This window comes from Streptomyces sp. CY-1, assembly GCF_047218265.1.
Classification (GTDB): Bacteria; Actinomycetota; Actinomycetes; order Streptomycetales; family Streptomycetaceae; genus Streptomyces; species Streptomyces niphimycinicus.
Map to the genome: position 1 here is coordinate 76,240 of NZ_CP178393.1, position 13,051 is coordinate 89,290.

The following is a 13,051-nucleotide window of genomic DNA, read 5'->3' on the forward strand; positions in this document are numbered from 1 at the left end:
ACCCCGGAACACCCCCGAAGGAGCAGACGCATGCCTGCCCGCTGGAAACACCGCCACCGCACCACCACCCTGGCCACGGCCCTGGCCGCCGGCATCGTGCTCACCGCCATGCCGGCCTCCGCCGCCCCCGGCGGCTCCGGCGTCGGTGACCCGTACTTCCCCGACGACGGCAACTCCGGCTACGACGTCTCCGAGTACGACGTCCGCGTGAACTACGACCCGGCCCGCCCCCGCCATCTGGAGGGCGACACCACGGTACAGGCCGTCGCGACACAGGACCTGGACCGCTTCCACCTCGACCTGGAAGGCTTCCAGGTCACCTCCGTCACCGTGGACGGGACGCCCGCAAGCGCCGTCTCCCGCGAGGGCGCGCACGAACTCGTCGTCACCCCCGCCCGGCCGCTCGCGAAGAACACGCCCTTCTCCGTACGCGTCCGCTACTCCGGCAAACCGGTCGGCGCGAGCTGGCACACCCTCGCCGACGGCGGCGCGAGCGCCACAGGTGAGCCGCACTCCGCCACTGCCTGGTACCCGGCCAACGACCACCCCTCGGACAAGGCGACCTTCCGGCTCACGGCCACGGTCCCCACCGGCTGGAAGGTGGTCGGCAACGGGCGGCCGGGCGCCACCAGCACCGACCGGGGCACGAGCACGTTCCGCTGGTACGAGGACCGGCCGATGGCCACGTTCCTCAGCACCATCGGCATCGACAAGTTCACGATGCGCACGTCGGAGCTCTCCGACGGCACCCCGGTCATCCACGCCTACAGCCCCGGGGCCGGCGTCCGCCCCGAAGAGGAGGCACAACTGCCGGAGATCATCGACTTCCTGGCCTCGAAGTTCGGCCCGTACCCGTTCTCCTCGGCCGGGGCGATCGTCATCGACGGCAACGACGACGACGGCCCAAACGCCCTGGAGACACAGAGCCGCCCGACGTACCAAGGGGGGTTCTCCGACGTCTCCATGGTCCACGAGAACACCCACCAGTGGTTCGGCAACAGCGTCTCCCTCTCCGACTGGCGCGACGGCTGCCTGGCCGAGTGCTTCGCCCAGTACGCCGGCCAGCTATGGGACGAGGAGAAGCACGGAGCCGACCTGGACAACGGCTTCTACCGCTCCATGGTGGAGGAGAGCACGGCGGACCCGGACTTCTGGACGACTCGGCTCTACGACCCCGGCAAGGGCCGCGAACTGGCCAGCGCCCTGTACTCCAAGGGGTCCATGATGCTGCACGCCCTGCGCCGCACGGTCGGCGACACGGCGTTCTTCGGCACCCTCAAGCGCTGGCAGCGCGACCACCGCTACGGCAACGCGTCCTGGCCGCAGTTCGAGGCGCTCATGGGGAATGTCTCCGGCAAGGACCTCACCGGCTTCTTCGGCGCGTGGGCGCACGGCACCACCGTCCCGGAGAAGAAGTACCTCTTCCCGGGGTCCCTCGGGTCACTCGACCCGGCAGCGGAGCACGGCGGTGGAACGGCCGCGGCGCGCGACACCTCAAGCGGGTCGGGAGATCACACATGAGAATCACGATCCGTCTGGCGGCCACGCTGCTGCTCGTCTCCGCCCTGCTGGCGGGGGGTGCGCACGTGCCCGCCACGGCGCAGGGCGGTGTCGGCTCGGTCGCGGTCGCAGAGTACGACCTGGGTGACACGGCGTTCACCGATTCCCAGTCCGGCACGGTCAGCGAGGTGCGCGCGCAGGTGCACTATCCTCGGCGCCCGACCGGCCGGCTCCCCCTGATCGTCATGTCACACGGCTCGTGGTGGGCCTGTGACTCCAAGGACGCCGTCGACGACTGGCCCTGTACGGAGGGCTCGAGCCCGTTCCCGAGTTACCGCGGCTACGACTATCTGGGCGCCGCGCTGGCCGCCCGCGGTTTCGTCGTGGTGTCGATCAGTGTGGACGGCATCAACCAGGTGTCCAACGACTACGGCGACCGTGCCCGGCTCATCAACGAACACCTTCGGCTGTGGCAGCAGTTGGCCGCGGGCGGGGGCGGACCGCTGGCAGGGCATCTCGTCGATCCGTCCGGGCGGCCGGTGGCACGGGACTTCACCGGCCATGTCGACATGAACCGCGTCGGCACCCTGGGACACTCACGTGGCGGTAAGGGTGTGATGTGGCAGGCGTCGGACAAGCACCGGGGTGAATGGCCCGCAGGTGTGCGCGTCCGTGCGGTCCTGGGGCTGGCTCCGGTCAAGTTCGACGTCCCGGAGGGCGACCACAGCGACACACTCATCACCAAGCTGCCGTTCGCGGTGGTCACCAGCTCTTGTGACGGCGCGGTCCACGAGGCGGGCCAGGAGTACCTGGACGACGTCAGCGGGCTGAACACCGTAGCGGACTACTCGATTTCGCTGAAGAACGCGAACCACGACTACTACAACACGACATGGACGCCGCCGTATCTGTTCGGTGACGACGACAGCACCTGCCCGGCCCAGGAACTGTCCCCCTCCCGGCAGCAGGACGCACTCATCGCCTACGCGACCGCGTTCTTCGGCTATGAACTCCAGGGCGACCAGGACGGGTTGCCCGTACTCACCGGCGAACGGCCCCTGCCGGACGTCACCGCGACAACACGGGTGGTACCGGCACACCGGTAGTGCCCCGCGTAAGCCGGACACGCCGCCGACCGGTCGGCGGCTCACCGGCCACGGTGACCATTCCACGGAGGTCATGGAGCGGGTGAGGCACCCGAGCAAGAGGTGACGGTCACTGTGGTCACCTCGCCAGCGGATCACGGGTCTGCTCGTGTCCGGTGAACATTGGTGATTCCTTGCGTGTCGCACGCCTGCCGGATGAGCGCCCGGCAGGCGTGTCATCGGCTGGGCGGTTGGCCTGACAAACGTCCGCCTCGTGGCCGGGACGCCGCAGCGCACGGCGAGCCGGGAGATCCGCATCGTGCTCACACCGCCGACCGTAAACCTTCGACCCGGGTCAAAGGTCGAGCCGTTATCGCGGGTCAGTTCCGAGGGCTTCCATCAGCTCGGGGTCGGTGCCGCTGTCCGGTCCGGTGAGCTGGACACGGGTGGGACGGGGACGGCGCGGCCTGACGACCTGCGCGGCGGACCGGGCGTCCTGGTCCTGTGCTCCGGCCGATACCGCGGGCTGCTGCCGACGAGCCGCCGTCGTTGTGTTCATCCACCGTCGGCCCGGCACACCTCATGCATCGCGTCAGCCGAGGCTGACGAGCGTCTTTCCAGTCGTTCGGCCGGCGATCATCTCCGTCAGCGCGTGCGGAGCCGATTCCAGACCTGCGAACACGGTCTGGCGATAATCCAGCTCGCCGCTGCGAAGCCACCCGGTCATCCGGCGCTGCATCTGCCCCATGAGATGCAGGTTGCTGCTCCCGCGGAACCCGCGGAGGGTGAGGTCCTTGGAGACCGCGAGGAACAGGTTCCGCGGCCCGGCCGGGCCGGACTCGTACTCCGAGATCGAGCCACACAGCGCTACCCGCCCGCCCCTCCTCAGGTGTGACAGGGCGGCCTCGAGGTGGGTCCCCCCGACGGAGTCGAAATAGACATCGATTCCATCGGGCGCGATCTCGCCCAGCCTCGCCTCGAGGTTCCCCACCCGGTAGTTGAAGGCTTCGGCGCCCAGGCGGTCGCGCAGCCAGTCGACCTTGTCGTCGGTGCCCGCGCTGGCCACTACCCGGTTGCCCGTGAGCCGCGCGATCTGCACGGCCAAGCTGCCCACCGCCCCCGCGGCAGCCGAGACCCAGACGGTTTCCCCACCTCGTAGCGCGTCAACGACGTGGAGACCGGCGTAGGCCGTCAGACCCATACCGCCCAGCGGGCCGAGATACCACTGCGGCTCGCATGCGTCGACGTCCAAGCGGGTCAGGGTGCCGAGTCCGCCGAGCTGCTCGGCATCCGCGTCCACGACGGCGTACTCGCGCCAGCCCTGGGCGTGCCACACGACGTCGCCCGAGGCGAAGCCCTCGGCCCGGGACTCCACCACCTCCCCCACGGTCATGATGCCGTCCATGGCCTGTCCGAGTGGGAAGGCGGCGAAATAGCCGGAGGGGGCGTCGGGACGTAGCCGCAGCCGAAGGCCCGGGTCCACCGATGTCCACGTGTTGCGTACGAGCACCTGCCCCGGCCCGGGCCGGGGCACGTGGGCCTCGGCCAACTCGAAGTCGTCCGGGCTGACGCTGCCGGCCGGGTATGCCCTGACCCGGATCTCCCGTCCAGTCCGCATCATGCCGGTACCACCGTGACGGGCAGCATGAGGCGTAGTCCAGGTTGTGCGATGCCGCTGAGGTGGCAGGAGGTTTGGTTCATCAACACCACTCCGGGATTCACGGTCTTCTCGCTGGTCGCCGATCAATACTGAACCAATATCAGTTTGGTTTGATCACGCGCAATAGGACAGCGTGCCTTTACGGTCGGCACAGGCCCGTCCAAGCGGTGATCGCGCACAGGTTCAGCAGCGCGGGTCTCAGCGGCATCGTCGGCGTTTGGGCCACCACCCTTCCGACCCCGGCCCTTGCAGGGCCGGGGTGCCACTTGACCTCGACCGGCACAGAAGAACAACCGACTCCCGGCAACCGTGCGTCCGAGCACCGGTAGACCGCATCAGATCGCGATCATCGTGGATCGGGCAGGTCAGCGCTGCAAGGTAAGGATGCCCGGCCGCCAGGGCAGTTGGTCGTAGGGACCGCCCGCATTGGGGGACTTGCCCTGGTAGAGGAACTGTAGGTTGCAGGGGTCGATGGTCATGGTCTGGTCGGGGTTGTTGCGGACCAGGTCACCGTGGCTGATGTCGTTGGTCCAGGTGGCACCGCTGTTGGCCTTGCCGGCGAAGGGGCTGTTTTCGCTGCCGGCCTGCGGGGTCCACGAACCGCTCAGACTGGAGGCCGTGAACGAGCGGAAGTAGCGCCCATTCGCACCGATCGCCTCAACGATCATCAGGTACTGGTTCTGGTCCTTGACCTTGTAAACCTGCGGCGCCTCGAACAGGTTGTTCTGCGTGTCGCTCATGACCGTCGTGTAGGAGGAGCCGAAGTTGCCCGGGAAGTTCCCGATCGGCATGCTCGCCCGGTAGATCTTGCCGTTGTCACCTGCGAAGAACAGGTACATGTTCTGGCCGTCGGCGATCAGGGTCTGGTCGATCGGGCCGGTGCCGGAGCCGGGGATGCTGCCGGTGAACAGCGGCTGCGGCGAGGACCACCCGTTGGGGTTGGTGGGGTCGCTCGACGTGCGGTAGATGAAGGGCCAGGCGCCCCACTGATACGCCAGTACCCAGATGTTCTTGGGCGCGAAGTAGAACAGCGTGGGCGCCACCGCGGACTGGCTCATGCCGGTCTGGCCGGCCGACGCCATGTCCGACCAGTTCGTGAAGGGGCCGAACGCCATCGAGCCGTACGAAGATCCCGAAACGTTCGAGGCGTAGACCAGGTGCTTGCCGTTGTACACGACATTGGTGAAGTCCTTCAGTGAGACCCACCCGTTCGCCGGTTGCGCCAGCACACCCGTCGACGTCCACCGGTACGCGGAGGGAAGAGCGCACGCGTCGCCCGGAGTCCCGGACAGGCCGGTCCACTTCTGGTTGCTGCCGCCATTGCACGTCCAGATCTGCACCGCCGTGCCGTTGACCGTGCCGCCACCAGAGACGTCCAGGCACAGCCCGGACTCCACGCCGACGATCGTGCCGTCGGAGTTGACCCGCCACTGCTGGTTCGCACCGCCGCTACAGGTCCAGATCTGCACCCGGGTACCGGCCGTCGTGGCGTGGCCCGGGACATCCAGACACTTGTTGCCGTACACGGTCAACTGATTGCTGTCCGTCCGTGTCCACTGTTGGTTGGTCCCGCTCGAGCAGTCCCAGAGCTGTAGGGACGTGCCGTCGGTCTGGTTGGCGTTCGGTACGTCGAGACACCGGCCGGAACCCCCACCGCGCAAGGCACCGCTGGTGGCAGCCTGAGCCGGGTTGGCGACGAGCGTCGCCGCCAGCAAGAGGAGGGTCGCAACCGCAGCGGCGAACACCCCGGACAGATGTCTGCGGCTGATGCTTCGTCTGCGCATGGGTACCTCGTCATCCTTGAGTACGCGGTTCCGGATGGCCCCGTCAGAGGCTGCCCGGACTGCCGATGTGGTGCGCGGATCAAAGTGGTGCCTGGGGACCGGGCGACCCCTGCCTGTGCAGGGCCTTCGCCACCGGCCTGGATCTCGAAGGGGCCAGGACCATGACAGTCCCGATACGGGGCCCGGCGAAACGACCACCGGGCCCCGGCCGGATTCAGGCGCTGTTCAGTACCGCGAGGACCGCGCCGTACGCCTCCTTCTTCTGGTAGCTGCCGTTGAAGAGCAGCGGGGTTTCCTGGGCGCGCCAGGAGTACTTGTCGGTGACGCCCCACACGGTGATGCCGTTGCAGCGGGCGACTGCCACGCACGCCTGGGCGACCTGCCGGTACACATTGGCCTGCGCCGATCCGGAGCCGCCGACGTCGAGCTCGGTGATCTGCACGTTCACGCCGAGGTCGGCGAAGCGCTGGAGGTTCTGCCGATAGGTGCCGAGGTCGGAGTTCGAGGCCAGGTGGCTCTGGAAACCGACACAATCGATCGGGACGCCGCGGGCGCGGAAGTCCTGGACCATCCGGTAGATGGCGTCGCTCTTGGCGTTGATGCCGTCGGTGCCGTAATCGTTGTAGCAGAGCTTGGCCTTGGGGTCGGCTGCCTTCGCGGTGCGGAAGGCGTCCTCTATCCAGCCGTTGCCGAGCTGCTGCTGGAGGTTGGACTGGCGGCGGCTGCCGTCCCATTCGAACGCCTCGTTGACCACGTCCCAGGAGTCGATCTTGCCCGCGTAGTGGGCGGCGACCTTGGTGATGTGGTTGCGCATGGCCTGGCGCAGGGAGTCGCCGGCCAATCCCTGTACCCAGCCGGGCTGTTGGGCGTGCCAGACCAGGGTGTGGCCGCGTACCCATTTGCCGCGCTGCTGGGCGTAGTTGACGAGTTGGTCGCCGCCGCTGAAGTTGAACTGATTCGGGCTCGGCTCGGTGGCGTCCCACTTCATCGCGTTCTCGGCGACGACGCTGGAGAACTCCCGGTTCAACGTGGACTCGTAGTCCGTCTCACCGAGGTGGGGTGCGACCGCGGCGCCGAAGTACCGGCCCTTCTGGGCGGCCGCACCGCCGAGGGTGTCGGCGGCATGAGCGGTGGGTGAGAACGCCAGGACGGCCGCTGCCGCCGTGACGCCGGTCGCCGCGGCGGTGATCGCCGTCCGGGCGCGTCGCGGGGTACGCCTTCGGGAGGATCTGTCGGTCATTCCGGATCCCTTTCTGATGGGGGTGGGTGGCTGTGCAGGGACTGGAATTCGTCCGGCCCGCGGCCGTCAGGAGAGGGCGGATTCCCAGCGGGTACCGGCGCCGGTGGCATCGGCCGGGAGGCGGTCGCGGGCGGCCGTGTCGTGGTACAGCCGCCACCGGAACCAGTCCACGAGGGTGTTCTGGGTCCGCTCGAAGGTGGGGAACCCCGGGTTCAGATATGCGGCGTGGTCCGCGCCGAGGTGGGTGAGAAACGCCTTGGGTGCGGGCAGTTCCTCGTACGCTCGCCGGGCCAGGGCGTAGTCGCAGGTCGGGTCCTTGTCGCCGTGAATGAACAGCACGCCCGCACGGACCGAGGCGGCGGGCGTGCCCATGTCCACGCAGGCGACCGGGACCGCGGCGGTGATGCGGTCGTCGGGCCAGGCGGTCACCAGGCCGTGGGTGGTCATGCCGCCCATCGAGTGCCCGGAGACGCCGACGCCGGCCGCGGTGTCGATGTGCCCGGCGAAGGGGCCGCCCGTGCTGCCGTTGAGCGCCAGGGTCCGGGTGATGACCTCGGAGACGTCCCTCGACCATTCGCCTCCGTACACGGAGCCGAGATTGGTGTTGTCGGAGAACGAGGGGGCGGGGCAGATGAAGCCGGCGGAGGCTATCGCGTGGGTCTGCGAGGCGTACGAGTCGGAGTTGCCGTACATGCCGTGGCTCCACTCGGCGACGGGGAACACACCGTCGGCGAGAGGGGCGTTGGGTATGGGGGCGCCGCCAGGGGCTCCGGGGGTGGGGTAGAAGACCTTGGTGAGCAGCGAGCGGGCGCCGCGGCTCCAGTTGAACTGGCGTACACCGACGGCGAACTGCCCGGCGGGCGCGGCCGGTTCGGCCCCTGAGGCGGTAGCCGGTGCCGGGCCGAGCAGGGGAATGCTCAGGCCCGCTGTCGCGGCCGCGGTCAGGCCGAGGAAGGTGCGTCGACTGGTCGACATGTGTAACTCCTTGCGTGGGGGACAGGGAGGTCTCAGCAGGTGGGGTCGGTCTGGGTGGCCAGGCCGAGCCGGTAGGGCAACTGCGAGTACTCGCCGCTGGAGTTGGGGTTGCGGCCCTGGTGGAGGAGTTGGAGCCGGCAGGGGTCAACGGTCATGGTCTGGTCGTTGCGGTTGCCGTCGCTGCCGATGGCGCTGCCGTCCTGCTGGGGTGAGATCACCGATGCCGTGGACGACCAGCGGAAACTGCCCGGCAGGTCCTGCCGGCGGGTGCCCGCCGGTGTCGCTCCCTTCGCGGGCACGGCCGAGCACGCCGCCAACGGGGCGATGAGCAGGACCACATAGGCATGGCGAGGTAACAAGGGCATGGGCGACTCCATAGCGGCTCATCTGGTGCGCATGCGGCGAAGCACGAAGCATGGTCGATATTTCGAACGACGACCGAACCTTCGGACGTAGGAATGATGAGGCGCTTGACGGAGCTCGGTCAATCCTGTGTGCGCAAGATTTTCAACCTTGGACCAGAAACTCTTGCGTGAAAATTTCTCGCCACACGCCACACGCCACACGCCACACGCCGCGCCCGACGCGTCGACAGAGCCGCGCTCAGCTCCTCGGCGGTGCCGTGCTCTGGCGGACCACGAGTTCCGTGGCGATCTCCAGACCGAGCTGCGGAACCCTCTCGCCGCGGCCCAGCGCGAGGGCCAACTCCGTTGCGGCAGCGCCCATTTCACTCAAGGGCTGATGCACCGTCGTCAACGGCGGATCCGCCCAGACAGCGACCGGCATGTCGTCGAAACCGACCACGCTCAGGTCCTCCGGGACACGAAGCCCGGCCTCGCGGGCCGCCTGATAGACGCCGAGCGCCTGCATGTCGTTCGCGGTGACGATCGCGGTGGGCCGTTCGGACCTGCCGAGCAGGGTGCGGGCCGCGATCTGGCCGCCCTCCCGCGTGAGTTGGGCACGGACCGTCAGATCCGGGTCCACGGGCAGTCCGGCCGCCTCGAGAGCGGACCGGTAGCCCGCCGCCCGGGCCAGGCAGAACGCGTGATCGGGACCGTCGATCATCGCGATGCGCCGGTGCCCGAGGGACAGCGCGTGGCGCGTCGCGGACTGGCCTCCCTTGAAGTTGGTGGCACCGACATAGGGCACACCGTCGGGAACGTCGTCGACCGGATCGAAGACGACGTAAGGGATGCCTTTCGCCTTGAATCGCTCCCGTTCCGCTTCAGGGAGCTGGAACACGGACAGGACACACAGCGGGCGTCGCCCCACGGTGTCGTCGACCGAGGCGTCGGCGTCGTGCAGGCCGAACTTGGAGACCACGACGCCCGCGTGGTTCCTGCGGGCCGCCTCCTCGACACCGCGGATGATCTCCCCCACCCACATGCTCTCCAGCTCGCGGAAGATCAGCTCCACGAACCTCTGCTTGTTGTCCGAGGACTTACGGTATCCGTACTCGTTGATCAGGTCCTCGACCCGGGCCCGGGTCTCGTCGGACACCCCTGGCCGGCCATTGAGCACCCGCGACACCGTGGGCACCGACACACCCGCCAACTCGGCTATGTGCGCGATCTTCACCGACGTCGGCCCGCCACTCCGCGCGCCCTTCCCGCTGTCCACCGACGCTCCCCCACGACTGTCCACCACGGCCACTCTTCCCCGCTCCCGACGGGCTCGCCGCCTGCCGGGTCACGTACGTCACCCGCACGATCAACACCGCCTGCGAGCCGTCATTCTGACACTCGCGGCCCCTCGTGCAGTCGCACCGCCTTCTGCCGGCCGAACAAGCCAGGTCGGGAAATCGATGGCGGCCCCGGATCGCGTCGCGTCTTCTGCCATGAGCCATGCGCCCTTCCCTCGCGATCGGACGGGACACGCCTCACCCCGGCTCATTCCGCTGCCACCGGCCCGGTGGGCGACGAGGACGAGTACGGGTCCGCCAGGGACCGGAGGGTTGGGAGCGCTTCCAATTGTGGAGCCGCAGAGCCTTGACCTCGCCCCCGTGAAGGGCGAGTTGTTACGTCGACCCTTGACAGTTTCACCAGCCCACAACACGATACCTGCCACGCCCCAAGCACTCTCAGCGCAATTGGGAGCGCTCCCATTGGGAGTGCTCCCAATACTCGCCGCCAGCCTTCGGCCCTGTCGCCTCCACCGCGAGTCGCCGGCACAAGGGGGCCTCGTACCACCGCACTTCCTCAGCACGTCGTTCGCTCGTGACCGAGAGCGTGCGACGCATCCCTGCCAGGAAACCGAGGTACAGTCATGCGCCACAGACTCCGCGCCCTGGTGGCAGCGTTCTTCGCTCTGCCGCTGGCGCTCGCCATCGCACCGTCCGCCCACGCGGCCGATCCGACCACCATGACCAACGGGTTCTACGTGGACCCCGACTCCAGCGCGAAGAGGTGGGCCGCCGCCAACCCCGGCGACGGCCGGGCGCCCGCGATCAACGCCTCCATCGCCAATACCCCGATGGCCCGCTGGTTCGGTTCCTGGAGCGGCACCATCGGCACCGCCACCGGCGCGTACGTGGGCGCCGCGGACAGTGCGGATAAACTGCCCATCCTCGTCGCCTACAACATCTACAACCGTGACTACTGCGGCGGGCACTCCGCGGGCGGGGCCGCTTCGCCGTCCGCCTACGCGACCTGGATCGCCCAGTTCGCCGGCGGAATAGCCAACCGCCCGGCTGTCGTGATCCTCGAACCGGACTCTCTCGGGGACTACGGTTGCATGACCCAGGCTCAGATCGACGAACGCGAGGGCATGCTCACCGGCGCCCTCGCCCAGTTCAACCGGCAGGCCCCCAACACCTGGGTCTACCTCGACGCCGGCAACCCGGGCTGGGCGGACCCGGCGACCATGGCCCGGCGCCTCCACGAAGCCGGTCTTCGACAGGCCCACGGCTTCTCCCTCAACGTTTCCAACTACTTCACCACGGCCGAGAACACCGCCTACGGCAACGCCGTCAACAGCGAGCTCAACGCCCGCTACGGCTACACCAAGCCGTTCGTCGTGGACACCAGCCGCAACGGCAACGGCTCCAACGGCCAGTGGTGCAACCCCTCGGGCCGCCGCATCGGCACCGCCACCCAGATGGGCGGAGGCGCCGAGATGCTCTTGTGGATCAAGACCCCGGGCGAGTCCGACGGCAACTGCGGCGTCGGAGCCGGCTCCTCGGCCGGCGAGTTCCTCCCCGAGGCCGCCTACAAGATGATCTACGGCTACTGATCCACCACAGTCCGGTTCATGCCATTGCGCCCGCTGCCGTGCAGCATCACCACGATGGGCAGTGAGCGCTTGACCTCGCTCGGGGAGGTGAGTTCACCGTTGGTGACCCAGACCTTGCCGAAGTCGATCCGGACCGCTACACGGGTGATGCCGTCCGGCGCGCGCCGGGACATCGCCGCGCGGCAGCCGGGTGAGCGCCCCGGCGTCGGCAAGGACGGTGATCAGCCCGTGCAGCAGGGACAGCGTGGCCGCACCCGGAGCGCCGGTGAGCGGCCCCGGCCCCCGGCGACTGCGGACCGCAGGGTGACCAGGGCTGGAGGACTTCCGAGCGGGCCGCGGCACCGCCCGCGCGGGCGTCGGGCCGGCCGCGGCGCCGCTCGGTCAGGACGGGTTGTCCGCGTGGGTGAGGGTCGTCCAGGCGTTGAAGTAGTTGTCGGTGCCGGACGGGCGGTGGGCCTCGGTGTACTTCTGGGTGTTGGACATGCTGATGCCGAGGCGGTTGTGGAGGGCGTTGAAGCCGACTTCGGTGACCTGGTCCAGGCCCTTCTTGACGGTGCCGCCGCACAGCCAGGAGGGCACGGTGGAGCCGTTCTCATAGGCGGTGTGGAAACCCAGTGCGTAGCGCAGCCGGTCCTGGATCTTCGGATAGAGGTCCTGGCCCTGGATGCGGCTGGTCTCCGCGATGTCCGCGATGGAGGCGATGCCCCAGCCGGTGTGCCCGAAGTCGCGGCAGGTCTCCTGGGCGAGGCCGTCGGCGAAGGTGCGCTGGCCCTGCCAGTACTTGATGATCTCGGCCTCGGTGTCGATGCTGCTGTTCGCGGGCGGTTTGGGCAGATCGCCGTCTGCGGTCAGGTAGACGTACGCAGGGACGCGGTCGAGGTAGGTACCGACCGCCTTGTCGTAGGCGGAGCGGTCCTCGATGAACACCGAGATGCCGATGGCCGCCTCGGTCATCACCAGTTCCCAGTTGCCGTTCTTGGTCGCCGCGCCGTTGATCACCTCGGGGAGGTATACATCCCGCAGCATGGTGGCGAAGCGTCCGGCACCCGACCAGCCGCCGTCGTAGGTGTACTTGATGATCTCGGCGGCGCGCGGCCAGGTGGCACCGGACCAGCCGGACTGCAACGGGGCGTTGCTGTTGGTGTGATCAGTGATCGTGGAGGACCAGGCGTCCATGATCTCGATCGACTTCTTGGCGTACCTGCTGTCCCGGGTGAAGTACCAGGCGAGCGCGTCGGTGTAGGCCGCGATGGCGTCCTGGCGCTCCTCGGTGCACCCGTGGTTGGGGTTGGACGACGAGCCGCACTCCACGACGGCGCGTGGTTGGGGGGTGCGCGACAGCGAGGCGTAGGAGCTGGCCATCATGTTGTCGTAGGCGGCCTTCCAGGGCTGCTGACCGGCCTGCACCTTCGAACGGGCGTAGTCGAGTTGGGCCCGGCTCACCAGCACCCCGGGATGGGTGAAGGCGGCCGGCGCGGCCGTGGCCCGTGGGGCCGGTCCGCTGAACTGAAGGCTCAGCAGGCCGGCCAGCAAGGCGAGAACACTGAGTAACGCGGTTCTGGTTGGTGCCATCCGC

At 68.4% G+C, this 13,051-nt stretch carries 11 protein-coding genes; 3 read left to right on the top strand and 8 right to left on the bottom strand.

Annotation, left to right across the window (positions count from 1 at the left end; translation table 11 throughout):
* Positions 1-30 precede the first annotated feature (30 nt).
* Both ACK1X7_RS00425 and ACK1X7_RS00430 read left to right on the top strand, forming a co-directional pair.
* Positions 31-1,521, top strand: a complete 1,491-nt coding sequence (locus ACK1X7_RS00425) for a M1 family metallopeptidase (protein ID WP_413114481.1) — start codon at positions 31-33, stop codon at positions 1,519-1,521.
* Positions 1,518-2,606 carry an alpha/beta hydrolase gene (locus ACK1X7_RS00430; RefSeq protein ID WP_413114482.1) on the top strand — a complete coding sequence of 363 codons (1,089 nt, stop codon included), beginning with the start codon at positions 1,518-1,520 and terminating at the stop codon, positions 2,604-2,606. Before ACK1X7_RS00425 ends, ACK1X7_RS00430 begins: the two co-directional genes overlap by 4 nt.
* A gap of 571 nt (positions 2,607-3,177) precedes the next feature.
* Here ACK1X7_RS00430 and ACK1X7_RS00435 read toward each other — a convergent pair.
* From ACK1X7_RS00435 to ACK1X7_RS00460, 6 genes are all read right to left on the bottom strand, one after another.
* Positions 3,178-4,206, bottom strand: a complete 1,029-nt coding sequence (locus ACK1X7_RS00435; RefSeq protein WP_390795362.1) for an NADP-dependent oxidoreductase — start codon at positions 4,204-4,206, stop codon at positions 3,178-3,180.
* Between the two features lie 404 nt (positions 4,207-4,610).
* The gene (locus ACK1X7_RS00440) at positions 4,611-6,029 is read right to left on the bottom strand and encodes a non-reducing end alpha-L-arabinofuranosidase family hydrolase (RefSeq protein WP_385156826.1); all 1,419 of its coding nucleotides are present in this window, start codon (positions 6,027-6,029) and stop codon (positions 4,611-4,613) included.
* A gap of 214 nt (positions 6,030-6,243) precedes the next feature.
* The gene (locus ACK1X7_RS00445) at positions 6,244-7,269 is read right to left on the bottom strand and encodes an endo-1,4-beta-xylanase (protein ID WP_385156824.1); all 1,026 of its coding nucleotides are present in this window, start codon (positions 7,267-7,269) and stop codon (positions 6,244-6,246) included.
* Between the two features lie 66 nt (positions 7,270-7,335).
* Positions 7,336-8,244: an alpha/beta hydrolase family protein gene (locus tag ACK1X7_RS00450; RefSeq protein ID WP_390795359.1), complete on the bottom strand. Its 909-nt coding sequence runs from the start codon at positions 8,242-8,244 to the stop codon at positions 7,336-7,338.
* A gap of 32 nt (positions 8,245-8,276) precedes the next feature.
* Positions 8,277-8,609, bottom strand: coding sequence for a hypothetical protein (locus tag ACK1X7_RS00455; protein WP_398159136.1), 333 nt, complete (start codon positions 8,607-8,609; stop codon positions 8,277-8,279).
* Positions 8,610-8,847: 238 nt separating this feature from the next.
* On the bottom strand, positions 8,848-9,864 hold the full coding sequence (locus ACK1X7_RS00460; protein ID WP_413114483.1) for a LacI family DNA-binding transcriptional regulator: 1,017 nt from the start codon (positions 9,862-9,864) through the stop codon (positions 8,848-8,850).
* Between the two features lie 645 nt (positions 9,865-10,509).
* Here ACK1X7_RS00460 and ACK1X7_RS00465 point away from each other — a divergent pair.
* Positions 10,510-11,475: a glycoside hydrolase family 6 protein gene (locus ACK1X7_RS00465; RefSeq protein WP_385158083.1), complete on the top strand. Its 966-nt coding sequence runs from the start codon at positions 10,510-10,512 to the stop codon at positions 11,473-11,475.
* Here ACK1X7_RS00465 and ACK1X7_RS00470 read toward each other — a convergent pair.
* Positions 11,469-11,648 carry a hypothetical protein gene (locus tag ACK1X7_RS00470; protein WP_385158085.1) on the bottom strand — a complete coding sequence of 60 codons (180 nt, stop codon included), beginning with the start codon at positions 11,646-11,648 and terminating at the stop codon, positions 11,469-11,471. The genes ACK1X7_RS00465 and ACK1X7_RS00470 overlap by 7 nt on opposite strands.
* 208 nt (positions 11,649-11,856) lie before the next feature.
* Positions 11,857-13,047, bottom strand: coding sequence for an alginate lyase family protein (locus ACK1X7_RS00475; protein WP_413114484.1), 1,191 nt, complete (start codon positions 13,045-13,047; stop codon positions 11,857-11,859).
* Positions 13,048-13,051 lie beyond the last annotated feature (4 nt).